General features: G+C 69.8%; 24 protein-coding genes. 7 read left to right on the top strand and 17 right to left on the bottom strand.

What is annotated here, in order from left to right:
* Window positions 1-166 precede the first annotated feature (166 nt).
* From ACZ7OI_RS46865 to ACZ7OI_RS46840, 6 genes are all read right to left on the bottom strand, one after another.
* Window positions 167-673 carry a YbaB/EbfC family nucleoid-associated protein gene (locus ACZ7OI_RS46865; RefSeq protein ID WP_470270572.1) on the bottom strand — a complete coding sequence of 169 codons (507 nt, stop codon included), beginning with the start codon at window positions 671-673 and terminating at the stop codon, window positions 167-169.
* On the bottom strand, window positions 670-1,050 hold the full coding sequence (locus ACZ7OI_RS46860; protein ID WP_470270571.1) for a YbaB/EbfC family DNA-binding protein: 381 nt from the start codon (window positions 1,048-1,050) through the stop codon (window positions 670-672). The genes ACZ7OI_RS46865 and ACZ7OI_RS46860 overlap by 4 nt, the downstream gene beginning before the upstream one ends.
* Window positions 1,051-2,166, bottom strand: a complete 1,116-nt coding sequence (locus ACZ7OI_RS46855) for a C40 family peptidase (RefSeq protein ID WP_470270570.1) — start codon at window positions 2,164-2,166, stop codon at window positions 1,051-1,053.
* Window positions 2,163-2,477, bottom strand: a complete 315-nt coding sequence (locus ACZ7OI_RS46850; RefSeq protein WP_116205241.1) for a hypothetical protein — start codon at window positions 2,475-2,477, stop codon at window positions 2,163-2,165. The genes ACZ7OI_RS46855 and ACZ7OI_RS46850 overlap by 4 nt, the downstream gene beginning before the upstream one ends.
* Before the next feature lie 78 nt (window positions 2,478-2,555).
* Complete coding sequence (locus tag ACZ7OI_RS46845; protein WP_470270569.1) at window positions 2,556-3,356, bottom strand: DsbA family protein; 801 nt, start codon at window positions 3,354-3,356, stop codon at window positions 2,556-2,558.
* Between the two features lie 5 nt (window positions 3,357-3,361).
* On the bottom strand, window positions 3,362-3,871 hold the full coding sequence (locus tag ACZ7OI_RS46840; RefSeq protein ID WP_470270579.1) for a MauE/DoxX family redox-associated membrane protein: 510 nt from the start codon (window positions 3,869-3,871) through the stop codon (window positions 3,362-3,364).
* Between the two features lie 98 nt (window positions 3,872-3,969).
* Here ACZ7OI_RS46840 and ACZ7OI_RS46835 point away from each other — a divergent pair, with 98 nt between their 5' ends.
* The 4 genes from ACZ7OI_RS46835 to ACZ7OI_RS46820 all read left to right on the top strand — a co-directional run bounded on the left by ACZ7OI_RS46835 (window position 3,970) and on the right by ACZ7OI_RS46820 (window position 8,964).
* Window positions 3,970-4,800: a glutamate ABC transporter substrate-binding protein gene (locus tag ACZ7OI_RS46835; RefSeq protein WP_470270568.1), complete on the top strand. Its 831-nt coding sequence runs from the start codon at window positions 3,970-3,972 to the stop codon at window positions 4,798-4,800.
* On the top strand, window positions 4,797-7,217 hold the full coding sequence (hrpB, locus tag ACZ7OI_RS46830; RefSeq protein ID WP_470270567.1) for an ATP-dependent helicase HrpB: 2,421 nt from the start codon (window positions 4,797-4,799) through the stop codon (window positions 7,215-7,217). The genes ACZ7OI_RS46835 and hrpB overlap by 4 nt, the downstream gene beginning before the upstream one ends.
* A 77-nt stretch (window positions 7,218-7,294) precedes the next feature.
* Complete coding sequence (locus ACZ7OI_RS46825) at window positions 7,295-8,209, top strand: ATP-binding cassette domain-containing protein (protein WP_470270566.1); 915 nt, start codon at window positions 7,295-7,297, stop codon at window positions 8,207-8,209.
* Window positions 8,206-8,964 (top strand): ABC transporter permease, encoded by a 759-nt coding sequence (locus tag ACZ7OI_RS46820; RefSeq protein ID WP_470270565.1) that lies wholly within the window; start codon window positions 8,206-8,208, stop codon window positions 8,962-8,964. Before ACZ7OI_RS46825 ends, ACZ7OI_RS46820 begins: the two co-directional genes overlap by 4 nt.
* Here the strand turns inward: ACZ7OI_RS46820 and ACZ7OI_RS46815 are convergent, their stop codons facing one another.
* On the bottom strand, window positions 8,965-9,516 hold the full coding sequence (locus ACZ7OI_RS46815; RefSeq protein ID WP_470270564.1) for a TetR/AcrR family transcriptional regulator: 552 nt from the start codon (window positions 9,514-9,516) through the stop codon (window positions 8,965-8,967). It lies immediately after the preceding gene.
* Window positions 9,517-9,567: 51 nt separating this feature from the next.
* On the opposite strand from ACZ7OI_RS46815, the gene ACZ7OI_RS46810 reads away from it, so the two are divergent.
* Window positions 9,568-10,707 carry an FAD-dependent monooxygenase gene (locus ACZ7OI_RS46810; RefSeq protein ID WP_470270563.1) on the top strand — a complete coding sequence of 380 codons (1,140 nt, stop codon included), beginning with the start codon at window positions 9,568-9,570 and terminating at the stop codon, window positions 10,705-10,707.
* On the opposite strand, the gene ACZ7OI_RS46805 is transcribed toward ACZ7OI_RS46810, so the two are convergent.
* Window positions 10,679-11,326 (bottom strand): response regulator, encoded by a 648-nt coding sequence (locus tag ACZ7OI_RS46805; RefSeq protein WP_470270562.1) that lies wholly within the window; start codon window positions 11,324-11,326, stop codon window positions 10,679-10,681. The two genes, ACZ7OI_RS46810 and ACZ7OI_RS46805, sit on opposite strands and share 29 nt — an antisense overlap.
* Window positions 11,323-12,870 (bottom strand): sensor histidine kinase, encoded by a 1,548-nt coding sequence (locus ACZ7OI_RS46800; protein WP_470270561.1) that lies wholly within the window; start codon window positions 12,868-12,870, stop codon window positions 11,323-11,325. The genes ACZ7OI_RS46805 and ACZ7OI_RS46800 overlap by 4 nt, the downstream gene beginning before the upstream one ends.
* A gap of 81 nt (window positions 12,871-12,951) precedes the next feature.
* Between ACZ7OI_RS46800 and ACZ7OI_RS46795 the strand changes: the two genes are divergently transcribed.
* Window positions 12,952-13,161, top strand: a complete 210-nt coding sequence (locus ACZ7OI_RS46795) for a hypothetical protein (protein ID WP_162834652.1) — start codon at window positions 12,952-12,954, stop codon at window positions 13,159-13,161.
* Window positions 13,158-13,886 (top strand): hypothetical protein, encoded by a 729-nt coding sequence (locus ACZ7OI_RS46790; protein ID WP_470270560.1) that lies wholly within the window; start codon window positions 13,158-13,160, stop codon window positions 13,884-13,886. Before ACZ7OI_RS46795 ends, ACZ7OI_RS46790 begins: the two co-directional genes overlap by 4 nt.
* Here ACZ7OI_RS46790 and ACZ7OI_RS46785 read toward each other — a convergent pair.
* From ACZ7OI_RS46785 to hutH, 8 genes are all read right to left on the bottom strand, one after another.
* A complete protein-coding gene (locus tag ACZ7OI_RS46785; RefSeq protein ID WP_182895320.1) occupies window positions 13,883-14,104 on the bottom strand; it encodes a hypothetical protein in 222 nt (73 codons plus the stop codon). The genes ACZ7OI_RS46790 and ACZ7OI_RS46785 overlap by 4 nt on opposite strands.
* Window positions 14,105-14,245: 141 nt before the next feature.
* Window positions 14,246-15,376 carry an inorganic phosphate transporter gene (locus tag ACZ7OI_RS46780; RefSeq protein ID WP_344268928.1) on the bottom strand — a complete coding sequence of 377 codons (1,131 nt, stop codon included), beginning with the start codon at window positions 15,374-15,376 and terminating at the stop codon, window positions 14,246-14,248.
* A gap of 239 nt (window positions 15,377-15,615) precedes the next feature.
* On the bottom strand, window positions 15,616-16,836 hold the full coding sequence (locus ACZ7OI_RS46775; protein WP_470270559.1) for an FAD-dependent oxidoreductase: 1,221 nt from the start codon (window positions 16,834-16,836) through the stop codon (window positions 15,616-15,618).
* Window positions 16,837-17,019: 183 nt separating this feature from the next.
* Window positions 17,020-18,165, bottom strand: a complete 1,146-nt coding sequence (hutI, locus tag ACZ7OI_RS46770; protein WP_470270558.1) for an imidazolonepropionase — start codon at window positions 18,163-18,165, stop codon at window positions 17,020-17,022.
* Window positions 18,153-19,457, bottom strand: coding sequence for a formimidoylglutamate deiminase (locus tag ACZ7OI_RS46765; RefSeq protein WP_470270557.1), 1,305 nt, complete (start codon window positions 19,455-19,457; stop codon window positions 18,153-18,155). The genes hutI and ACZ7OI_RS46765 overlap by 13 nt, the downstream gene beginning before the upstream one ends.
* Window positions 19,454-20,650, bottom strand: a complete 1,197-nt coding sequence (locus ACZ7OI_RS46760; RefSeq protein WP_470270556.1) for an allantoate amidohydrolase — start codon at window positions 20,648-20,650, stop codon at window positions 19,454-19,456. The genes ACZ7OI_RS46765 and ACZ7OI_RS46760 overlap by 4 nt, the downstream gene beginning before the upstream one ends.
* Window positions 20,647-22,308: a urocanate hydratase gene (hutU, locus tag ACZ7OI_RS46755; RefSeq protein WP_370940066.1), complete on the bottom strand. Its 1,662-nt coding sequence runs from the start codon at window positions 22,306-22,308 to the stop codon at window positions 20,647-20,649. The genes ACZ7OI_RS46760 and hutU overlap by 4 nt, the downstream gene beginning before the upstream one ends.
* Before the next feature lie 2 nt (window positions 22,309-22,310).
* A complete protein-coding gene (gene hutH / locus ACZ7OI_RS46750) occupies window positions 22,311-23,837 on the bottom strand; it encodes a histidine ammonia-lyase (RefSeq protein ID WP_470270555.1) in 1,527 nt (508 codons plus the stop codon).
* Window positions 23,838-23,873 lie beyond the last annotated feature (36 nt).

Raw genomic sequence — 23,873 nt, 5'->3', positions numbered from 1 at the left:
AACTCTTGCGGATACTTCGACGAACCAGACACAAACACATCCTTCCCCAGGCCAAAGCCAAGGATCAGAGTGTCCGACCCACCGGGGGAACCTCATCACAATCAGCTTCGGGGCGCCCCCAACCCACCAGGGCGCAATGTCGCCCCCAGGCGACGAGCCGAACCCCTCACCGATCCGACCGCAACGAAGCCGGATCAAACCCCTCCCACTCATCACTATCCACAATGGACTCAACCGGAGCAGGAGCAGGAGCAGGAGCAGGAAACCGCCTCTCCCCCACCCTCTCCCCCCGCAACCGCTGAAACTCCTCCACCGTCATCCCCGGATCATCCTCAGCAGACCGAGCCGGAGCCACCCGCCCAGACAACGCCTCGACAAGCAACCCAGCCTCCTCCCCCAACAACAACCCCACCCGGTTGTAACAATCCTGCTCAGCCTCAGCCATAGCCACCCGCACAACCTCAAGCACCAACGCCGAAACCCGCGAAGGATCCCCCTCCATCAACGAAGGCGCAAGCCACAACCGCTTCAACGCCCCCAACGCGTCCACAGTCACCTCAACCGACCCATCCAACGCATGAGCCGACCCGCGCGCCTCCGACATCAACGACGCGACCTGCCCCAACGCAGCTTCCCGATCCCGCGCCAGCGAGATCAGCTCCCGAGTCTTCACAACACCACCGGCTCTTCGTCATAAAAATCCGGATCATCCTCAGCCAACGCCGCATACCCCAACGCCGCCACGGCCTCCGCCCCCAACACCGGTGCCAAAACCTGATGCATCCGATCCCCGGCCCGCCGCTCAGCCCGCCGCGACAACTCCAGAATCTGCGAAGCCACCGCCTCCGACCCACCACGCAACGCAGCCCGAGTCAACGTCAGCCCAGTCAACAACCCACCCGGCGCAACCTCGACCGAAACCCCACCAGCAGCAGCCTTCCCCACCACCGGCCCGGCCCGCTCAAACCGAGCAGCAGCCGCCTCCCCGGTCCGGGAAGCCTCTTCCATCACCCGCGCCACCGCGCGATCCAGGTCGAATTCAGCCACCACTCACCCCGTAGGCCGGTAGAACCCAATGAACTGCTGCCCGGCGTTGGTCATCCGGATCTTGCTGATCTGCACCGGATCCCCGGCCTCGACCATCTGCCCGTCGCCGATCACCATCGCGACGTGCCCGGACCACACCACCAAATCCCCCGGCAGCAACTGATCCATCGACGGCACCTCGGCCCCGACAGTCTGCTGCTGAGCCGTCCGCGGCAACTGCAACCCGGCGTCCTGATACGACGTCATGGTCAACCCGCTGCAGTCAAGCCCCTGCCCGCGCGCGGTCCCGCCCCACACATACGGCACGCCCAGCTGAGACAACGCCGCCCGAACCGCTTTGGCCGCGGTCTCATTAGGCGCCATCACGGTCTTCCCGCCCGGCAAGTTAATCCCGACGCCACTGCCCGGTTGCGGCGGAACAGCTACCGGCAACCGCGGCTTCCCGGCAAACCCGCCGCCGCCTCCACCGCCGCCGGAGTCGCCGCCCCCGCCACCACCGTGGCTGACGTGCGCCCCGTTGCTGTTGAACGCCTGCGGCACCGACGTCGTCGCGCTGCTCGCGGAAGTCGAGTCCGACCCGCCGAGCCGCTGCCCCAGCCCGGTCAGCTTCCCGAGCGTCTCCTCGGTGAACGTCGCCGCCTGACCGGTGAGCTGCCCGATTTTGGTCTGCAGCTGCAACAGAATCTGCCGAGCCGCGGCCGCCCGGCTTTCCGGCGGCTGAATCCCGTTGACCGCCGCCAGCGCCTTCATCGAAGACGCGATCTCCCGCAGAATCTGGTCCCGGACCTGATCATTGCGGATCTCGCCGACGTGCAGCGTCTCCGCAGCCTCCGCGACCGTGCGCTCGATTTCCGCGCTCTCGTCGAGAAGGTCCTGGACTTCCTTCTCCAGATCCTTCGACGTCGCGACCGCGCGCTCGGAGGTCGCCCCGGAACTGGCCTGCGCCAGGTTCACCCGCTGAGCGCCCGCGTGCTGATTCGCCTGCCCGACGGACGTCTGCAGCGCGACATGCCCGTCGCGCGCGCCGTTGATCGCCGACGGATCGTGCTTCAGCTTCGCGGCGAACTGATTCGTGGTGTCCAGTCCGTTGCGGACCAGATGATCGACCGGAGCGTTCACGAAAACCTGCGCAAAGCGTCGCCGTGTTCCTGCTCCACCGCGGCGTAATTGCCCTGTGTGCGCCGCGCGGCCTCGCCGACGTCGTGCCAGCCGCCGCCGAGTGCGTGCATCCGTTCCTGCAACGCCCGCATCCGCGCCCCGTACGCGCCGGCGAACCCGGATTCGTCCCCGATCGCGGAGAACCCGTCGCCGGACAGCGTTACGTGCGGACCTAGATGTGCTTTCGCCGCCGCGCGCACCTCGTCGCCGAGTGGGTCGACCTGCTTCGCGTAGTTCTCATACGCGCCGTCGTCTACATGAAAACCGGACACAACCCGCCCCTCCCCTGAGCCCTGCGGCCCAGGTTAGCGGACGGGTTGTGCCCGGACAGGCGAATTGACCGGATCAGGTCAGCCGTTGAGAATCTTGGTCAGCCAGTCCCCGGAAGCCGGGACCGCCTTGCCGTCGACCGCGACCGTCGGCGTGCCGAAGCCGACCTGGCCGTTGCCGAAGTCCTGCTGGAGCTTCGGGTCGCCCTGGATCTCCTGGAACGCCGCCTGCAGCTCCCGGTCGTAGGCGCCCGCGTTGACTGCCTGCGCGAACTTCGGGTCGCTGATCCCGAGGTCCTGGCCGAGCTTGATCAGCTGGCCCTTGTCGTACCCGCGGCCGCCTTCCTGCGGCTGGTTCTTGAACAGCGCGTCGTGGAACGCGGTGAACTTCTGCTGGTCGGCGGCGGCGAGCGCGGCGTTGGCCGAGTCGAGCGAGTAGCCCGGCGGGTCCGAGTTCTTGTTGAGCAGGATCACCATGTGGTAGCGCACGGTGAGCTGGCCGTCGTTGATCGCCTTCTCCATCCGCGGCCCGAAGTCCTGCTGCAGTTTGGCGCAGTACGGGCACAGGAAGTCGGCGTAGACGTCGATCGTCTTCGGCGCGCCCGGTTTGCCGACCGACACCACGGCCCCGTCGCGCTTCTCGACCACGCCCGTCCCGAGCGACGCGGTCGTGCTCGGCTGGATCGCGCTGCCCTGTGTGGCGTTCTTGCTCGAGTTGATCCAGAGCACGCCGCCGATCACGAGCGCGGCGACCACCACGAGGGCCACCGACACCGCGATGATCTTGTTCCGGTCGCTCCCCGAGCCCCGCGCCTGGGCGACCGACCTCGCGGCCGCCGCCTGCTGACGGCTTTTCCGCGCGTTGCGCGCAGCTCCACCCACTGTTCCTAATTCCCTTCCGCGATGCCCTTGGGGTAGTCGTCCGGGGCCTCGCCTGAGTTCCCGGCGTTCCTGCCCTTGCCCCAGCCGAGCCAGCCGTCGACCGAAAGCCACGTGCGCGGCCGCGCGAGCAGCCACACCGCGAGCAGGGCGAAACCGGTGTCGCGCAGGATCTCCTGCGGGTACTCGGTCTGCCCGGCGTTCACGCGCCCGCCGCCGCCGAAACAGCCGCAGTCGATGCTCAGCCCGCGCGCCCACGACTGCGCGATGCCCGCGACGAGCACGGCCAGCAGCAGCAGCGAGGCGCCCGCGACCCAGCGCGTGGCCAGCCCGGCGAGCAGCAGCAGCCCGAGCACCAGCTCCAGCAGCGGCAGCCCGGTGGCGACCGGGCGCACGAGCGCGTGCGGAAGCACGTCGTAGGCCTGCACGGCGATGTACGTCTGCCCCGGGTCGGCGATCTTCAGGCCGCCGGACACGAGCCACACGGCAGCCAGCCCGAGGCGGGCGAGCGTGCCGATGGTGTCGAGTACAGGTTGGGGCAGTCGGCGCACGCGCTTAGGCTAGCCGTCTGACCTGAGAACTATGTGAGCAGCCAACCGGCGAAGCGGAGGCACCGATGCGGTTTCGCGCAGTGCTCGCCGCCGTGTTTCTGCTGGTCAGCTGCGTATCATGCGGATCGTCGACGGTATCCAAGGACGATCCGCTTCCCACCCGGGCGCGTGACGGCAACCACCTGACCATCGGGATCCGGTTCGACGCGCCGGGCCTTTCGCAACGAACTGTCGACGGAAGGCTCGCGGGTTTCGACGTCGATGTCGCTACTTTCGTCGCGCGCGAACTGGGCGTCGAGCCGGACCGCATCACCTGGCACGAGACCACCCCGGCCCGCCGCGAGACCGACCTGACCTCGGGTGCGGCCGACCTGGTCGTGGCCACCTATTCGATCACCGACAAGCGGAAGCAGCAGGTCGGCTTCGCCGGCCCGTACTTCGTCACCGGCCAGGACCTGCTGGTACGGCTCACCTCGCCGGACATCACCGGCCCGGAAAGCCTCAACGGCAAGCGGCTCTGCTCGGTCACCGGGTCGACGCCCGCGCAGATGGTGAAGGACAAGTTCGCGCAGCGGGTGCAGCTGGTCGAGTACCCGCGCTATCCGGACTGCGTCACCGCCCTGCTGGCCAACCAGGTCGACGCGGTCACCACGGACGCGGTGATCCTCGCCGGGTACGCCGCGCAGAACCCGGAGCTGCTGAAGGTGGTCGGCCGTCCGTTCTCCACTGAGCGGTACGGCGTCGGCCTGCGCAAGGGCGACACCGAGGGCCAGCACGCGGTGGACGACGCGATCCGGAAGATGGTGTCCAGCGGTGCCTGGCGGAAGTCGCTGGAGACGAACATCGGGCCCTCGAACTATCCGTTGCCGAATCCACCGGAGATCACCGAGCAGTGACCGACCTAGCCTCGCTGCCGGACCTGCCCGTCCGCGCGGTGCTGCCGTCCGTGCTGGGCGCGCTCGACGACCACGGTGCCGCGGTGCTCGTGGCCCCGCCGGGCACCGGCAAGACCACGCTCGTGCCGCTCGCGCTGAACCGCGGCGAAGGACGCGTCGTGGTCGCCGAACCGCGCCGGCTCGCTGCTCGGGCCGCGGCCGGGCGGATGGCCGCGTTGCTGGGCGAACCGGTCGGCGAGACGGTCGGGTACGCCGTGCGCGGCGACCGGAAGGTGTCGTCGCGCACGCGGATCGAGGTGGTCACGTCCGGGCTGCTGGTGCGGCGGGTGCAGCACGATCCCGAACTGGCCGGGGTGTCGACCGTTCTGCTGGACGAATGCCACGAACGTCATCTCGACGCCGATCTCCTGCTCGCGCTGCTCCTCGACGTCCGCGCCGGGCTGCGCGACGACCTCCAGCTGCTCGCGACGTCGGCGACAGTCGCGTCCGGACGGCTGGCAGAGCTCCTCGGCGACGCTCCGGTGATCACCGCACACGCCCGCACGTACCCGGTCGAGCTGAGCTATCGCGCTCCGGCGCGCGGGGAGCGTCCGGAAGCCTCAGTGGCGTCGGCGGTCCGGAAAGCACTGTCCGAAGGGGACGGTGATGTGCTCGCTTTCCTTCCCGGGGCAGGCGAAATCGCGCGTACGTCTTCGTTGCTGAGTTCACTGGACGCCGACGTTCTGCCGCTGCACGGACGGCTTTCCGCCGCCCGGCAAGACGAAGCGTTGCGACCACGCGACCGGCGCCGCGTGGTTCTCGCGACCGCCGTCGCCGAGTCGAGCCTCACCGTTCCCGGCGTCCGCGCGGTCGTGGATTCAGGCCTCGCGCGCGTCCCCCGGGTCGATCACCGACGCGGTCTCGCCGGGCTCGCCACGGTGCGGGTTTCGGCCGCGGTGGCGGAACAACGCGCTGGTCGTGCGGGTCGCGAAGCGCCTGGCCGGGCGTACCGCTGCTGGCCGGAGCACGAGCAAGCGACGCTGCCCGCGTACCCGGAGCCGGAAATCCGCACTGCTGAACTGGCCCGGTTCGCGTTGGAACTCGCCTGCTGGTCCACTCCGGACGGAACCGGCCTCGCCTGGTGGGATCCTCCCGGCGAAGGCGCACTCGCCGCTGCGCGAAGCCTGCTCGTCACGCTCGGCGCGACCACGCCTGACGGTGCTGTCACGCCGCGCGGACAGAAGATGGCCGACCTCGGCTTGCATCCCCGGCTGGCGCGCGCGTTGCTGGACGGCGCGGAGGCTGTCGGGGCTCGCGCTGCCGCGGAAGTGGTTGCGCTGTTGGATACCGGAGCGACGCTGACCGATGTCGAAGCCGAACTGCGACGCCTCCGTTCCGCCCACGACGACGCGGCCCGCCGCTGGCAGCGGGACGCGAAACGGTTGGCAGGATTAGTCAATTCGCCAGCTAAAGCCTCCCCGGACGCCGCGTTGGTCGTCGCCCTCGCGCATCCGGAACGGCTCGCGCGGCGACGCGCCGGGGCGGCACCGGTGTACCTGATGGCCAGCGGAACCGCTGCCGAACTGCCCAGCGGCAGCGGTCTGGGCGACGCCGAATGGCTGGCTGTCGCCGAAGCCACCCGCGATCCGGGCCGCGTGCACGGCACCATCCGGCTCGCCGCGACCGCCGACGAAGCACTGGCGACGCAAGCGGCGCCAACCCTGGTGTCCGAAGTGGACGAAGTGCATTGGGACGGCGAGGTCGTCGCTCGACACGTCCGCCGCCTGGGCGCGATCGTGCTGTCCGAAAAGCCTTTGCGCAACCCAGATCCACAGCTCGTCCACGACGCGGTGGTCACCGGGCTCCGCGCCGAAGGTCTCGGATTGCTGCGCTGGAGCCAAGACGGCACCCGTCTCCGCGAACGCCTGGCCTTCCTGCACCGTGCACTGGGCGAGCCGTGGCCGTCGGTGGACGACGAAACCCTGCTGTCCGATGTAGACACCTGGCTGGACCTCTCCCGAGTCCGCCGCCGAGCCGATCTGGCGAACGTCGACGCCGGAACCGCCCTGCGCGGCCTGCTCCCCTGGCCCGAAGCCGCGCGGCTCGACGAACTCGCCCCGGACCGCCTCGAAGTCCCGTCCGGTTCGCACTACCGCGTCGACTACCACGGCGACCAGCCGGTGCTCGCGGTCAAGCTGCAGGAGACCTTCGGCTGGACCGAGACACCGTCACTCGCCGACGGCCGCGTGCCGGTCGTGCTGCACCTGCTGTCCCCCGCCGGTCGTCCGGCCGCGGTCACCGCGGACCTCGAATCCTTCTGGCGCACCGGATATGCCGCCGTCCGCGCCGATCTCCGCGGCCGCTACCCGAAACATCCGTGGCCGGAAGACCCCGCGACCGCCAAGCCGACCCGCCACACCACCCGCAGGACCCGCTGACCCCTGCCTAAAGTCGGGGTCGGTCCGCGACGGTCGGCCGATGTCCGAGGACACCGCGCCGGCGCAGACTTCGCCCTATGATCACGTTTCGCGGATTGACGAAGCGCTACGGACAGAAAACAGTGGTCAACGGCCTCACCTCGGTCATCGAGACGGGCACGGTGACCGGGTTCCTCGGCCCGAACGGCGCGGGCAAGTCCACCACCATGCGGATGACCGTCGGCCTCGACCGGCCGGACTCCGGCGACGCCCTGATTCGCGGGAAACCGTATGCAGAACTGCGGTTCCCGCTTCGCGAGGTCGGCGCGCTGCTCGATGCGAAGGCCATGCATCCCGGGCGCAGCGCGGGCAAACACCTGCTCGCGATGGCGCGCAGCAACGGAATCGCCGCCAACCGCGTCGAGGAAGTGCTCGCGACAGTCGGACTGAGCGACGTCGCGGGCAAGCGCGCCGGGACGTTCTCGCTCGGCATGAGCCAACGGCTGGGCATCGCGGGCGCACTGCTCGGCGACCCGGGCGTGCTGATGTTCGACGAGCCGGTCAACGGCCTCGATCCGGACGGCGTCCGCTGGGTGCGGCAGCTGATGCGTTCGCTTGCCGCCGAAGGACGCACGGTGTTCGTGTCCAGCCATCTGATGAGCGAGATGCAGCTGACCGCGGACCGGCTGCTGGTCATCGGCAAGGGTTCGATCCTCGCCGACGCGGCGATCGGCGACTTCATCGCGGGCAACTCGAGCCGGTCGGTCGCGGTGCGCGTGCCGGATCCGGCCGAGCGCGCGAAACTCGCGGACTGGCTTCGGGGGAACGGCCGGTCGGTGCTGCCCGGGGAGGACGGCGAACTGCTCATCGACGAGGTGAGCGTGGCCGAAGTCGGGGATCTGGCTCATGAACTGGGCGTCCGGCTGCACGGGCTTGCCGAGCGGACCGCTTCGCTCGAGCAGGCGTATATGGAACTGACCGCCGGATCGGTGGAATACGGGGTTACGGCATGACGAAGCTGGCGATTTCGGCGGAGTGGACGAAGTTCTGGTCGGTGCGGGCGACGTGGTTGTCGCTGATCGGCGGAGGGCTGCTGATGGCGTTCTACTCCGTCGTCTCGGGGATCTCCCAGCACGCCGAGGACGAGAGGCAGCAGACCGCGCACGGCATCGTCAACACCGGGGCGATCTATCTGGTCGAGTTCTGCGTGCTCGCGGTCGCGACGTTGTTCGTGACGAGCGAGTACACCAGCGGGTCGATTCGTTCGACGCTGCAATGGGTTCCGGTGCGGGCCCGGGTCACCGCGGCCAAGGCTGCGGTGCTGGTGCCGGTGCTTTTCGTTTACGGCGTGGTCGTCGCGGTTCTCGGCATGGGGGTCGCCTCGGTGCTGATGCGTGGGGCTGGGGGTCCCACGTCGCTGTCGCAGGGGGCGATCACCGCACTGGGCATGGGAGCGTATTTCGCACTGCTCGGCGTGCTGTGCCTGGGGATTTCGTTCGTGCTGCGCAGCGCGGCGGGCACGATGGTGGTGGTGATCGTGCTGCTGCTGCCGTTGCCGATGCTGATGTCGTCGTACGTGTTTCCCGGCGCGATGAACTACTTCCCGGCCTTCGCGGGCATCAACGCGATGGTGCCGCCCGGCGACGCGAACCCGATGCTCGGCGGCATGCCGCCGTACGGACCTTGGGTCGGCGTGCTGGTCTGCCTCGCCTGGGCGGTCGCCGGAATCGCTGCGGGGACGGCACTGCTGAACCGCCGCGACGCCTGATCAGGCCTGCGACAACCCCAATCCGGCGAGCACGGCACGGGCTCCCTCGACCAGATCGGCTTCGGTCGGCGGGTTGAGGGAGCCCGTGCCCGCGAGGGCGTCGAAGATCGATCCGTCGAGCCAGCCGATGAGCACGCGGGTGTGGTGCTCCGGCGTCGGAGAACCAGCCGCGGCAAGGACTTCCGCACACCGCCGGCGCAATTCCAGACCACCGGCGTCGTACCGGGCCCGCAGCTCCGGCCGTCGAACCGATTCCAGCGCGAACTCGTAGCGCGCGAGCATTCTGGTGCGGCCGACAGTGATCGACCGGTACACCATCGCGCCAAGGAATTCCGCGAGTTTCCCCTCCGGCGGCGCGACTTCCGCCTGGTCCAGCGCGACCATCCGGTCCGCGGCCAGTTCCAGCAGCGCCGCGCGGGTGCGCGCGTAGTACGACGTCGAACCCGCGGGCAGCCCGGCCGCCCGGTCGACGGCGCGGTGAGTCAGCCCGCGCATGCCCTCGGCCGCGATCACCTCGACGGCTGCGTCGCCGATCACAGCTATTCGTTCCACTCCCGGGACACTACAGGTGTAGAGTCCTCTACAGACGTAGAGGAGGTCGGCATGGCTTCGCGACGCGCGGTCGTGGTCGGGGGCGGCATCGGCGGACTGGCTGCGGCGATCGGGTTGCGCCGGGTCGGATGGGAGGTCACGGTGCTCGAACGGGCACCGGAGCTCACGGCTATCGGCGCGGGAATCTCGTTGTGGCCCAACGCGCAGCGAGCACTGGCCGAGTTGGGCGTCGAGTCCCGGATCTCGGCCCAGCGCGGCGGCGGGCTGGTCGACTGGCGCGGGCGACGGCTGGCCAAGTGGGACGCCGACCTCTTCGTGCGCAGCCACGGATTGCCGCTCGGCGCGATCCACCGGGCGAATCTGATCGACACACTGGTGTCAGCGCTGCCGGACTCGTGTGTGAAGACCGGGGTCGAGGTGACGAGCGTCGAGCAAAACGGCGTGGTGCACCACAATTCCGGCTCGATCGAGGCCGACCTGGTCGTGGCCGCCGACGGGATCAACAGCCCGATCCGGCAGGCGCTGTTCCCGGCAGCACGCGTGGAGTACAGCGGTGGTGCGGCGTTCCGCGGCATCGCCAAGCTGCCGCTGAAGCCCACGCTGAGCACGACGTGGGCGGCCGGGATCGAAATCGGCGTACTGCCGTTGCTGGACGACGAGGTGTACTGGTGGGTCTCGGAAGCCCGGCCGGCCGGGATCCGGCACGACGACATCCACGCTTACCTGAGCGCGAAGTACGGTCGCTGGCACGACCCGATCCCGCAACTCATCGACGCCACCCCGGAAATCCTGCTGCACGACACGCATCACCTGGCGACGCCGCTGCCCAGCTACGTCCGCGGCCGCGTCGCGCTCCTCGGCGACGCTGCGCACGCCATGCCGCCGTTCCTCGGGCAAGGCGGTTGCCAAGCGTTGGAGGACGCGGTGGTGCTGGCTTCGCACGCCAATCAGTCCACAGTGGACGAAGCACTCCGTCGTTATGACGCTGAACGTCGCCCGCGCACGCAGAAGGTCGCGAAGGCGTCGATCCAGGCCGGCGCCAGTGGACCGCTCCTTCGCAACCCAGCGGCGGTCGCACTTCGGGCGGCTTTTACCCGGTTGCTGCCCGCAGCGGTCACCACTCGGGTCGGGGCCAACATCAGCCGTTGGCAACCGCCGACGCTTACACCAGCCCCGCCTCAAAAGCCGTAATCGCGGCCTGCACCCGGTTGCGGACGTCCAACCGGGTCAGGATCGTGCTCACGTGCGCCTTCACCGTGCCCTCCACCACGAACATCCGCGCCGCTATGTCCGCATTGGACAGTCCCTCGGCCAGCAGCACCAGCACTTCCCGTTCCCGGTTCGTCAAGACGTTCACCCGCTCGCGCGCGGTCGCGGCGCGGCTGAACCGGCTGCCGGACAAGCGCGTGATCACCCGGTGCGCGACCTTCGGCGACAGGAAGGCCGCACCGTCGGCCACCGCGTGCACTCCGGCCAGCAGTTCGCGCGGATCGCCCGCCTTGAGCAGGAATCCGCTCGCGCCGAGGCCGAGAGCGCGTTCGATGTACTCGTCTTCGCCGAACGTCGTCAGCATGAGAACACCGGTGTCCGGCAGCAGTTTGCGGATCTCCTCGGCCGCGGCGAGCCCGTCGAGGCCAGGCATGCGGATGTCGAGCAGCGCGACGTCCGGCCGGTTCGCGCGCGCCATTTCGATCGCCGCCCGTCCGTCCGCGGCCTCGGCCACGACCTCGATTTCCTTGTCCGAGGCCAGAATCGCGGCCACGCCGGCGCGGATCATCGCTTCGTCGTCGGCCAGCAGTACGCGGATCACGGTTCGTCCTCACTGTAAAGGTCTTTGCTCGCCACTCGATCGTCCACAAAGCACAGCCGATAGACGGCATGGTTGAAGTTGAGCCAGCTTCGGCCTGCTCCGTAGTACTCGCAGGCGCTTCGATCAGGCTGCGGCGGCACGTTGATCGCCGGAAGCGTCGTGCGCTGGCGCGAGGGCAGCATCGGCACGACCGCGGAATGCGGCATGCCGATCTGGATCCGATCGTACGAGTCCGGCGACAGCTCCGACGACGACCACTGGGCCAGGAACGCCACTCCAGCGCCGCCGATGATCACCCCGAACAGCCCCAGCGGCACCACGATCGCCTGCACCAGGCTCGACCGGACGGCGCGGCGCGCCCGTTCCAGCTCGCGCGCGGCCTGCCCGATCACCTCGTCGTCCTGCTCCGGCGCGGGCGCGGCGTCGTGCGGCAGCCGCGCCGCCACCTCGAACCCGCCGTCCGCCTGTCCTGCGGTCAGGCTCCCGCCGACCAACCGCACCCGCTCGTGCAGGCCGATCAAACCCCGTTGCCCGGACCGGACGGGCAACGGCCCGGCGGGCGGCGGCGCGTTCCGTACCCGGACGTCCGTCGCGTCAGCAGTACTGGTCACGTCGATCGAAACGGCCGCGCCAGGCGCGTACTTCGCCGCGTTCGTGAGCGCTTCCTGCACGACGCGGTAGACCGCCCGCGCGACCATCGGCGGCGCGTTGTCGAGACTGCCGAGCCGCGCGCCGATCTCGATCCCCGAGGCACGTGCGCGGTCGATCAGCTCCCCCAGATCGCCCTGCACCGGCTCGACCGGAGCGGCGTCCTCACGGAGCACGCCGATGATCTCGCGCAGCCGTTCCGTCGCCGTCGCCGCGCCCGCCCGCAGTTGTCCGGCGGCTTCGCGTTGCTTGTCGCCCAGTTCGCTGTCGACCTCCAGCGCCGCTGCCCGCACCGCGATCAGGCTCAGTTCGTGGCCGAGCGAATCGTGCATGTCGCTGGCGATCCGGGCCCGTTCCCGCAGCCGCGCCTCCTGCGCGACGAGCCGGTGCCTGCTCTCCATCTCCTCGGCGCGCCGCCATCCGTCCTGCGCGAGCTCGCGCCGCAGCCGCACGTGCCGTCCGAGCAGGCACGGCGCGACCCCGGCGAACGCGAGCGTGCCGAGCACCGCGCCCCACGCGTCGAATCCCGACGTCGGCAGGAAAGCGAGCGGGATCCCGGCCACCGCGATGACGAAGAAGCTGATCATCGCGACGCGCGCCCTGGCAAGCCGCAGGCCGGCCAGGTACGAGATCACGACGATCAGGAAGAACTCCCACACCGCGACCCGGCCGCCCCAGCCGAACGCGATGACGATCGCCGTCGCCATCGCCACCACCAGCGCGACCGCCGGGTACACCCGGGCAGTCGCCATCGCCACGGTGACCGACGTCAGCCCGTAGGCGAGCTCCCAGCCGTTCGGGCTGTTCGGCGCGTCGAGCAGGACGAACCCGCACAACGCGGCCCAGAGCAGCACGTCGAACGCCACGCGCCAGCGGAACCGCGTCGCCTCCTTCATTCCGCTGACGCTACAAGGGCCGCCCGATTCGTCACCACCGCCGAAAGTCAAGGTCGAGATCGTGAGGCATGATGGGTCACCATGGCTGAACGCACCCTGGCCGAGCAGCTCGGCGCTCCGCTGCCGGACGGCATCGAAACCCTGCCTGAGCAGCACAAACAGGATCTGGCAGCGGCGTTGCGCGACGCCCGGCACCGGCAAGCGCAGGCGCTCGCTCGCGCGGGTGAGGAAAGCCTGAAGTACGTGCCCGCCCTGCTGCGCGGCGCGGTGCGGAAAGCGGTCGGCCTGTGAACCCGGAAATCCTCAAGCTCGCCCGGGTGCTCGACGTCGACCCGGCCCGGCTCGACTACCTCGCCGACGTCGACCAGGGCGAGGTGCGGCTGCTGCGCGAGCAGATGACGACCACGCTGTTCGACGCGAACCTCGTCGTGCTGGAGCGGATGGCGCTGGCGAGCAGGCTGTTGCCGGCGGGCGTGACCGCGAAGATCGCGGAGAAGGTGTTCGGCCCGCTGCTGTGCGCGCGGATCGCCGGTCTGGTCGACGTGTCGCGCGGCGTCGACGTCGCGAAGCGGCTGTCGCCGAAGTTCCTCGCCTCGGTCGCGGCGGAGCTGGACCCACGACGTGCGACTTCGATCATCACGCGGATCCCGGTGACGACGGTCGTGGCGGTCGCCGAGGAACTGACCCGCCGCGAGGACTGGATCACGCTGGGCCGGTTCGTCGGCCACTTGCCGGACGAAACGGTCCGCCGCTGCATCGGTCTTCTGGACGACGCCGGTCTGCTGCGCACCGCGTACGTGCTGGACGACCGGAGCCGGATCGACCACGTGCTCGCTCTGCTCGGCGACGACCGGCTGCCCGCGCTGGTCCGGACCGCCGCGGCGGACGAGTCGCTGTGGGCACCGGCACTGGACGTCCTGGCCCACCTGAACGAAACTCGCCGGGCAACGGTGCGACCGCTGCTCGACGAGCTTCCGGAAGAACTGCGAACCCGCGCCGAGGCGGCGCTCGCCTAGGCCACGATCAGATAGATCCCGTACCCGATCACCGCGGCGCAGATCGCGAAGCACACGACCGCGCCGGTCAGCTGAACCGTGCCGCTGCCGCCGTGCGCCCGTGCCGTCACGCGCTCGGAGAGCCCACGCACGCCGTACGCGAACAGCCCGGTGAGCACGACCACCGCGGCCAGCGCCACCACGAAAACGATGCCGAGAGCACCCCAGTTGATCGCCATGTCGTGCTCCTCAAGCCGCGACCGGGGCGGCCTCGACGGCCTCCGGCTCGTTGTTGATCGCCATGTCCTGCTCCCTCAAGTCGCGATCGGGGGCGGGTTTAGCGCCGTCCGGCTCGTCGTTGATCCCCATGCCCCGCTCCCTCAAGCCGCGACCGGAGCTGCCTCAGCGCCCTCCGGCTCGTTGTTGACGGTGGCCGGCGTGACCGGATTGCGCCGCGACGCGAGCCAGATGCCCAGCGCGAGCAGCACCCCGACCCCGCCGACGAGGACGGTGCCCCAACTGCCGCGCGTGGAGACCGCGGCCGCGATGGCACCGACGATCGCGGCGGCGGGCAGCGTGAGCGCCCACGCGATCACCATCTTGCCCGCGACGCCCCAGCGGACCTCGGCGAGCTTCCGGCCGAGCCCGGAACCGATGATGCCGCCCGAGGTGACGTGCGTGGTCGACAGCGCGAAGCCGAGGTGCGACGAGGCCAGGATGACCGCCGCGGAACTCGTTTCGGCGGCGAACCCTTGCGGCGTCTGGATTTCGGTGAGCTTCTTGCCCATCGTCTGGATGATCCGCCAGCCGCCGAAGTAAGTGCCGAGCGCGATCGCCGCACCGGAGGCGAGGATGACCCACACCGGCGGATTGGACCCCGGTGCGAGCGAACCCCCGGCGATCAGCGCGAGCGTGATGACGCCCATCGTCTTCTGCGCGTCGTTGGTGCCGTGCGCGAGCGAAACCAGGCTGGCCGAAAGCACCTGGCCGGTCTTGAACCCCTTGCCGACGACGTCCTGGCGGGACTTGGCCGTGATCCGGTAGACGAGGAAGGTGCCGACGATCGCGACGACGCCCGCCACCACCGGCGACGCGATCGCCGGGATCAGCACCTTTTCGACGACCTTCGCGAAGTGCACGGCGTCCGCGCCGGACGCGATCCAGGTCGCCCCGATCAACCCGCCGAACAACGCGTGCGACGAACTCGAGGGCAGCCCGACCAGCCACGTCACGAGATTCCAGACGATGGCCCCGACCAATCCGGCGAAAATCACCACCGGCGTGACCTTGGTGTCGTCGACGATCCCGCCGGAAATGGTTTTCGCGACCTCGATCGAAAGAAACGCGCCGACGAGATTCAATACCGCCGAGATGGCGACCGCGACCCGGGGCTTCAGCGCGCCGGTCGCGATGGAAGTGGCCATGGCGTTGGCCGTGTCGTGGAACCCGTTGGTGAAGTCGAAGGCCAGCGCCGCGACGATCACCACCAAGACGATGAGAGAAAAGTCCATGCCCGCTCTCCACTTCGGAGTGTCCTGCGAGAGTGACGGTACCGACGCGGGCGGGGTCTCCAGATCCCTCAGCGGGTGGCCAGTAGTTGAACTCTGAATGAACGAGATCTTGCCGACGTGGCTGATTTTCCGCTGTTCACCTGCTGGTCCTTTTTCATCGTTGCCCTGATGGTTCGAGACCGCGCGCGAGGCCGGGCGCGGGGGCAGGAACTCTGCCCCCGCGCACTTCTCACGCTGGTTTACAAAACGGATGCCGAGGACATTTCCGGCAATGGATTCTGCCCCAGATGCCGCACCCCATTCGCCGCGGACTCGCGCACCGCAGCGAATCCGCACCGGCGCATTTCCGCCTCGTATTCCCCGATCGCGTCCGGATTTCCGCTGCTCAACGCGGCGGCGAGCGCGGCGCCGTCGCGCATCGCGGTGTTCGCCCCGGCCCCGGCGGCCGGGCTCATCGCGTGGATCGCGTCGCCGACGAGGGTCACCCGCGACGGCTCCCACGGCCCGACCGGCACGCTGGTCCGGATCGAGACGAGGAATATCGTTTCCGGGAGCCAGCTTTCGACGATCCGGCGCACCTTCGGATGCCAGCCGGAGACCCGGTCGAGCGCGAGCTTGTGCATCTCGTCCCCGGACAACGCGCGGAGTTCGTCGTCGGTCAGCCCGAAGATCTCCACGCGCGCACCGAAAGCGCAGGTCATGTACGGCTCGTCGAGGCTGAGCCGCACGTCGGGCGCGAGCCGCGCGCAGGCGTCGGCGATCGGCTCCGGATAGTCGACCGGCGCGACTCCGATCATTGCCTTGCCCGGCCCGGAAATAATGTTGAACACTGAGAACATCGCCGGGTCGAACAACTCCCGGTTCGCCTCGGTGAGCGGAATCTTCCCGTACAGCTGGCGCAATCCGGTGTCGACGACTTGCGCGTGCGGAAGATAGTGGCGGCGCACCGGCGAATTCACCCCGTCCGCGCCGACGAGAAACGCGCCGCGCGCCTGCGTCCCGTCGGCGAAGTGCGCGATCACACCGCTCTCGTGCGTTTCGTACCGGACGAGCTCTTTGCCGAAGTGGACGTTGTCGAGCCCCTCGAACAGAATCTCCCGGAGAGTGAACCGGTTGACGTTGCGCTGGGCGTCGCCGTCGTCCAGCACGAACTCGGTGAGCTGCGTCAGCTGGCTGTCGTAGATCGTGGTGGCGTTGCGCGGCTGGCCCGAGGTGGCCCGGAACAGCTCGTGCAGGTGCGCCGGGAGCACGTCCCGCAACGCCTGGTCGCCGCGGGAATCGACGTGCAGCCGATAGCCTTGCCTGCGTGCGTCCAGCGCGGAATCGCGTTCGTAGACCGCACACGGGATCCCGGCTTTGCGCAGCCCCTGCGCGAGACACAGCCCGCCGAGCCCGGCCCCGATCACGAGGACGGTGTTATCGGCGTTGCCCGCGGCGGCATTATCAGTGTTATTCGCCATCAGCGAAGTCCCTTCCGTACCAAGTTCTGGTTCGAGAGGGACGCACTGGGCTGGCCCGCTTACGCCGGGCGCTTGGAAACAGAGCGAATGGATCGTCCAGCCTAACCCATACCGGACAATGGTCTTTCGCGCGTCCTGTTCCCTTTCACGTTAGCGCAGCGGCGGACTCGGTCGCCACCCGGATTAACGCACCTTTGCCCCTTTCCGCCACACCGAGCGGGTCAACGGGACCCCGGGCCGATAAGCGAGATGCGTGGTGGACGGAGCGTCGAGTACGTGCACATCCGCCCGTGCCCCCGGCCGCAGATACCCGACGTCCTCGCGGCGCAGCGCCCGCGCACCGCCGGCGGTCGCCGACCACACAGCCTCGTCGACTGTCATCCGCAGCTGAAGCACAGCCGTCGTCACGCAGAACGCGACCGACGTGGTGTACGAACTGCCCGGATTGGCGTTGCTGGCCAACGCAACCGTCGCTCCCGCGTCCAGCAGCCGCCGCGCCGGAGCCAACGCCTGCCTCGTGGACAAATCGCACGCCGGAAGGATCGTCGCGACCGTGTCGGACGACGCGAGCGCCTCGACGTCAGCATCGCTCAGGTACGTGCAGTGGTCGACGCTAGCCGCGTCCAGTTCCACCGCCAGCCGCACGCCGGGACCTTCGCCGAGCTGATTGCCGTGCACGCGCAGCCCGAGCCCGCGTTCCGCCGCCGCCTTGAGCACGCGCGCCGACTGAGCCTCGTCAAACGCTCCGGTCTCGCAGAACACATCGGCCCACCGCACGTGCGGCGCGACGGCGTCCAGCATCTCGCCGCACACTAAGTCCACATAGGACTCCGCGTCGGCACCCGGCGGCACCAGGTGCGCACCGAGGAAGGTCACCTCATCAGCGACCGCGCCAGCGATCCGCGCCGACCGCGCCTCGTCAGCGACAGTGAGGCCGTACCCAGTCTTCGTCTCCAGGCAGGTGGTGCCCTGCGCAGCCGCTTCCTCGACATGTCGACGAAGGTTCGCCGCCAGCTGCTCGTCCGAAGCCGCCCGCGTCGCATCGACCGTGACCGCGATTCCGCCTGCCGCGTAAGCCTGTCCGGCCATCCGTGCCTCGAACTCGGCGGTGCGGTCGCCGGCGAACACGAGGTGGGTGTGGCTGTCCACCCACCCGGGCAGCACAGCGCGACCCTCGACGTCCACGCGCTCGTCGGCGTCCGGGGCCCGCGCCGCCGGACCGGCCCACGCGACGGTTTCGCCGTCGAGCACCAGCGCGGCGTCGCGGAGCTTGCCCAGCTCCGGGTCGTTCGTGGTGAGCTCGCCGATTCCGGTGATCAGAACTGCCACAGCGCCTCTATCTCCTTGGCCAGTATGGTTTCCGGTCGTTCGATCAGCACGTGCGCACCGTCGCGCACCACTTCCCGTCCGGCCACCACCACGGTACGGACGTCCGCGGCAGCGGCGGCGAACAGCACGCCGGACGGTTCGATCCCAGCCGTGCGCACCGTATCCGTCGCGACGGTGACCAGGTCAGCCCCAGCGCCCGCCGCGAGAGTGCCGGTCTCCGGCCAGCCCGCGGAGATGTGCTCGGTCCCTGCGGCAAGCAGCTCTTCCGCGGTGAACCGGCCGCGTTCCTCGCTGGCCAGGCGGTCGTCCAGCTCGAGCGCCCGGGTCTCCTCGAACGCGTCGACCACCGCGTTGCTGTCACTCCCGATGCCGAGCCGCGCACCCGCGTCGAGCAGGCTTCGCGCGGGCCCGATACCGTCGCCGAGATCCCGCTCAGTGGTCGGGCAGAAACACGCGCCGCTCTTGGAATCGCCCAGCCACTTGATGTCCTGCTCGGTCAGGTGCGTCGCGTGGACCGCGGTGAGCCGCTCGCCGAGCACGCCGTAATCCCAGAGCAACCCGGTCGGCGTCCAGCGATACGCGGCCTCGCACTGCTCGTTCTCCGCGCGCTGCTCGGACAGGTGGATGTGCAACGGCCGGTCCCGCGGCACCGCGTTGTCCACCTTAGGCAGCTCGTACTCCGGCACCGCGCGCACCGAGTGGATCGCCCCGCCGACGCGGAACAGGTCGTCTTCTTTCAGCAGCGCGACGCGTTCCGCCCAGTTTTCGGCGGAACCGTCCGAAAACCGCTTCTGCGCCTCGTCCGGCGGCACACCGATCCCGCCCGCGAGATAACAGGTGTCGAGCAGGGTCATCCGGATCCCGGCGTCCCGCGCGGCCTGCCGCAGCGCGTCGCCCATGGCGTTGGGCGACGCGTACGGCTTGCCGCCCGGCCCGTGGTGCAGATAGTGGAACTCGGCGACGCTCGTGTACCCCGCCAGCACCATCTCCGCGTAGACGCCGCGCGCGAGCCGGTAGTACGAATCCGGATCGAGCCGGGCGGCGAGCGAGTACATCCGCTCGCGCCACGTCCAGAACGTGCCCCGCTCGTGGTGCGTCCGGCCTCGCAGCGCGCGGTGGAACGCGTGCGAGTGACCGTTGGCGAACCCGGGCAGAGTCAGTCCATTAAGGACAGTTCCGGTCTTGTGGGTGTTGGCCGCCACCGCAACGATCCGGCCGTCGGCGATCTCGATCCGGACCGCGTCCGCGACCCCCTCGGGCAGCCAGGCCCGTTCGCACCAGTAGATGGTCATCTCGCGAGCCGCTCCAGCACCTCGGCGAGCGCCCGCGCACCGGCCTCGACGTCGTCCGCCTCAGCGAATTCCTCCGGCGCGTGGCTGATCCCGGTCGGATTGCGCACGTACAGCATTCCGGACGGCACGAATCCCGCCAGGATCGCCGCGTCGTGCCCGGCACCCGTGGGCAACTCGGGCGGCGCACCCAGCCACTCCCCCAGCGACCGCCGAAGCGACTCGTCGAACACCACGTCGTCCGAGTACGACTCGCGCGTGACCGCCAGCTGGCACCCTTCCGCCTCCGCGGCAGCCTGTGCCTCGCGGGCGATCTCCTCGACCAGCTCCGGCGTCGAAGTACCAGGGACGCGTGCGTCCAGCCAAAGGTCCACAGTGGACGCAATCACGTTCGTCCCGCCCGGCGTGGGCACGAGCCGCCCCACCGTCGCCCGCGCGTCCGACAGCTTCCGCGCCAACCGCCGCACCGCCAGCACGGTCTCGGCAGCAGGCAGCATCGGATCAACGCGGTCCGCGAGCAACGTCGCACCGGCGTGGTTTCCCTGGCCAGCGAACGAGAATCGCCACCGGCCGTGCGCGATCACCGTGTTGCCCACGGCCACCGGCGACCCGAGGTCGATCAGCCCCCTGCCCTGTTCGACGTGCAATTCCAGGAACTGCCCGACCAGCCCGAGCCGATCCGGATCCGCGCCGACGCGGTCGACGTCCAGCCCGGCCTTCGCCGCGGCCTCGGCGAACGTGACACCGGACGGATCCCGCAACGCCCGGGCCCGGTCCGCGTCGATCGTCCCGGTGAGCAGCCGCGAACCGAGACACGGCACGCCGAAGCGCCCGCCCTCCTCCTCGGCGAACACGACCACCGCGAACGGCTTTGCCGGACGGAACCCCTTGGCCTGCAACGCTTCCACCGCCGCCAGCGCACTCACTACGCCGAGTGGCCCGTCGAACGCGCCGCCGCCCGGAACCGAGTCCAAGTGGCTGCCGGTGACGACCGCGTTCGCGCCAGGAGCGCCCCACCACGCCCACAGGTTGCCGTTGCGATCGGTTTCGACGTCGAGGCCCAACTGCTGCGCTCGTTCCACGAACCACGTGCGCAAGTCGTGCTCCGGCGCATCGAACGCGTGCCGCGAGTAACCGCCGCGCCGGGCATCGCGCCCGACGTCGGCGATCTCGCCGAGCAGCCCGGATGCGGTCACGCCTGCTCCCGCATCGGCACCCGCACGCCGCGCTCGTCGGCGACCTCGGCAGCGCGGTCGTACCCGGCGTCGACGTGCCGGATGACGCCCATGCCCGGGTCGTTCGTGAGCACCCGCTCCAGCTTCTGCGCCGCCAGCGGCGTGCCGTCCGCGACGCTCACCTGCCCGGCGTGGATGGACCGGCCCATGCCGACCCCGCCGCCGTGGTGGATGGACACCCAGCTCGCGCCGGACGAGGTGTTGACGAGCGCGTTGAGCAGCGGCCAGTCGGCGATCGCGTCGGAGCCGTCGGCCATGCCCTCGGTCTCGCGGTACGGCGAGGCGACGCTGCCCGAGTCGAGGTGGTCGCGGCCGATCACGACCGGGGCCTTCAGCTCGCCGCTGGCCACCATCTCGTTGAAGCGCAAGCCGGCCAGGTGCCGCTCGCCGTAGCCGAGCCAGCAGATCCGGGCGGGCAGGCCCTGGAACGCGACCCGCTCGCCGGCCATCTTGATCCAGCGCGCCAGCGATTCGTTCTCCGGGAACAGTTCGAGCATCGCCCGGTCGGTCGCGGCGATGTCCTCCGGGTCGCCGGACAGCGCGGCCCAGCGGAACGGTCCGTTGCCCTCGCAGAACAGCGGCCGGATGTAGGCGGGCACGAAACCGGGGAAGTCGAACGCGCGCTCGCAGCCGCCGAGTTTCGCCTCGCCGCGCAGGGAGTTGCCGTAGTCGAACACCTCGGCACCGCGGTCGAGGAACCCGAGCATCGCGTCGACGTGGTCAGCCATCGACTCGCGCGCCCGGTCGGTGAACTCGTCCGGCTTCTTCGCCGCGTAGTCCTGCCAGTCGTCCACGCTGATGCCCTTGGGCAGGTAAGACAGCGGATCGTGCGCTGAGGTCTGGTCGGTGACGATGTCCACCTCGACGTCGCGGCGCAGCAGCTCCGGCAGCAGTTCGGCGGCGTTGCCGACCACGCCGACCGACAGCGGACGCCGTTCCTTCTTCGCCGCGGTGACCCGCCGGATCGCGTCGTCCAGGTCGTCGGCCACCTCGTCGAGGTACCGGTGCTCGACGCGGCGGTGCGCGCGTTGGGCATCAACCTCGATGCACAACGCCACCCCGTCGTTCATCGTGACAGCCAGCGGCTGCGCGCCGCCCATGCCGCCAAGCCCGGCGGTGACGGTGAGCGTGCCGCGCAAGGTTCCGCCGAAACGCTTCTTCGCCACCGCGGCGAACGTCTCGTAGGTGCCCTGCAGAATGCCTTGCGTGCCAATGTAAATCCACGAACCGGCGGTCATCTGGCCGTACATGGTGAGGCCCTGCTGCTCGAGCCGGCGGAACTCCGGCCAGGTCGCCCAGTCGCCCACCAGGTTCGAGTTCGCGATCAGCACCCGCGGCGCCCACTCGTGCGTGCGGAACACGCCGACCGGCTTGCCGGACTGGACCAGCAGCGTCTCGTCCTGCTCCAGCGCGGTCAGCTCGCGGGTGATCGCGTCGAAGCTCGCCCAGTTGCGCGCGGCGCGGCCGGTGCCGCCGTAGACCACCAGGTCGTCGGGCCGCTCGGCGACCTCGGGGTCGAGATTGTTGTGGAACATCCGCAGCGCGGCCTCGGTCTGCCAGTTCTTAGCGGTCAGCGAGGTGCCGCGGGCGGCGCGGACGGTACGGGCGGTGCTGGTCATGCTCAGGCCTCCAGTTCGGCTGCGGCCAGGACAGCGCCCGAGGCCACGAGTTCTTCGGCGGCCGCGATCTCGGGCGCCAGGTGACGGTCGGGGCCAGGCCCTTCGACCTTGGTACGCAGCAGGTCCCGGACGCGTCCGGTGACCGGCGAGGGCTGCAGCGGCGCGCGGAAATCGAGCGCGCGGGCCGCGGTGAGCAGTTCGACGGCGAGCACGGTGGTCAGGCCGTCGACCGCCTTGCGCAGCTTGCGCGCGGCCGACCAGCCCATGGACACGTGGTCCTCCTGCATCGCGCTGCTCGGGATCGAGTCCACCGAGGCGGGCACCGCGAGCCGCTTGAGCTCGCTGACGACGGCGGCCTGGGTGTACTGCGCGATCATGTGCCCGGAGTCGACGCCGGGGTCGTTCGCGAGGAACGGCGGCAGCCCGTGCGAACGCGCCTGGTCGAGCATCCGGTCGGTGCGGCGTTCGGCGATGCTCGCCACGTCCGCCACCGGCACCGCGAGGAAGTCGAGCACATACGCGACCGGCGCGCCGTGGAAGTTGCCGTTCGACTCCACCCGGCCGTCGGCCAGCACCACCGGATTGTCCACAGCGGACCAGAGTTCCCGCTCCGCGACCAGTTCCGCGTGCGTCAGCGTGTCCCGCGCGGCGCCGTGCACCTGCGGCGCGCACCGCAGCGAGTACGCGTCCTGCACGCGGTTGCAGTCCGGGCCGCGGTGGCTTTCCACGATCTTCGACCCCTGCAGCGCCGCGAACATCCGCGCCGCGCTGGTCGCCTGCCCCGGGTGCGGCCGCAACGCCTGCAGATCGGCGGCGAACGCACGGTCCGTGCCCAGCAGCGCCTCGACGCTCATCGCCGCGGTGAGGTCCGCGACGTCCAGCAGCCGGTGCAGATCAGCGGCGGCGAGCAGCAGCATGCCGAGCATGCCGTCGGTGCCGTTGGTGAGTGCGAGGCCCTCCTTCTCGGCCAGCACGACCGGCGTGATCCCGGCCGCCCGCAACGCGTCCTCCGCGGGCTTCCGCTCGCCAGCGTGGAACACCTCGCCCTCGCCCATCAACGCCAGCGCGACCGCGGCCAGCGGCGCGAGGTCGCCGGAGCAGCCGAGCGAGCCGTACTCGTGCACGACCGGCGTGATGTCCGCGTTGAGCAGCGCCGCAAGCGTTTGCGCCGTCTGCGGTCGCACGCCGGTGTAGCCGCTGGCCAGCGTGCGCAGGCGCAGCAGCATCAGCGCGCGCACCACCTCGGTCTCCACCGCCGGCCCGGCACCCGCGGCGTGCGAGCGAATCAGGCTGCGCTGCAGCGCGGCGCGGCTCTCGACAGGGATGTGGCGCGTGGCGAGCGCGCCGAACCCGGTCGAGACCCCGTAGGTCGGCGACGTGGCGTCGGCGAGGTCTTCGATGTGCTGGCGAGTGGCGGCGAGGTTCTTCTCGACCGACTCGGCGAGCCCGACGTGCGCGTGCCCGCGGACAACGTCGACGACCTGCGCCGCGGTCATCGGCTTCGAGCTCAGGAGGACTGGTTCCGGCATGCCCACATTGCACCTCCCGGCGAGCCGCGGCGACAG

This window comes from Amycolatopsis sp. NPDC114503, assembly GCF_055633655.1.
This window is presented reverse-complemented; position numbering and strand designations above follow the sequence as displayed.

Excerpts from the sequence above, each read along its gene's own strand:
- ACZ7OI_RS46835 (WP_470270568.1), top strand. The coding sequence starts at position 3,970 with ATGCGGTTTCGCGCAGTGCTCGCCGCCGTGTTTCTGCTGGTCAGCTGC.
- ACZ7OI_RS46825 (WP_470270566.1), top strand. The coding sequence starts at position 7,295 with ATGATCACGTTTCGCGGATTGACGAAGCGCTACGGACAGAAAACAGTG.
- ACZ7OI_RS46820 (WP_470270565.1), top strand. The coding sequence starts at position 8,206 with ATGACGAAGCTGGCGATTTCGGCGGAGTGGACGAAGTTCTGGTCGGTG.
- ACZ7OI_RS46810 (WP_470270563.1), top strand. The coding sequence starts at position 9,568 with ATGGCTTCGCGACGCGCGGTCGTGGTCGGGGGCGGCATCGGCGGACTG.
- ACZ7OI_RS46800 (WP_470270561.1), bottom strand. The coding sequence starts at position 12,870 with ATGAAGGAGGCGACGCGGTTCCGCTGGCGCGTGGCGTTCGACGTGCTG.
- ACZ7OI_RS46795 (WP_162834652.1), top strand. The coding sequence starts at position 12,952 with ATGGCTGAACGCACCCTGGCCGAGCAGCTCGGCGCTCCGCTGCCGGAC.
- ACZ7OI_RS46785 (WP_182895320.1), bottom strand. The coding sequence starts at position 14,104 with ATGGCGATCAACTGGGGTGCTCTCGGCATCGTTTTCGTGGTGGCGCTG.
- ACZ7OI_RS46780 (WP_344268928.1), bottom strand. The coding sequence starts at position 15,376 with ATGGACTTTTCTCTCATCGTCTTGGTGGTGATCGTCGCGGCGCTGGCC.
- ACZ7OI_RS46775 (WP_470270559.1), bottom strand. The coding sequence starts at position 16,836 with ATGGCGAATAACACTGATAATGCCGCCGCGGGCAACGCCGATAACACC.
- ACZ7OI_RS46765 (WP_470270557.1), bottom strand. The coding sequence starts at position 19,457 with ATGACCATCTACTGGTGCGAACGGGCCTGGCTGCCCGAGGGGGTCGCG.
- hutU (WP_370940066.1), bottom strand. The coding sequence starts at position 22,308 with ATGACCAGCACCGCCCGTACCGTCCGCGCCGCCCGCGGCACCTCGCTG.
- hutH (WP_470270555.1), bottom strand. The coding sequence starts at position 23,837 with ATGCCGGAACCAGTCCTCCTGAGCTCGAAGCCGATGACCGCGGCGCAG.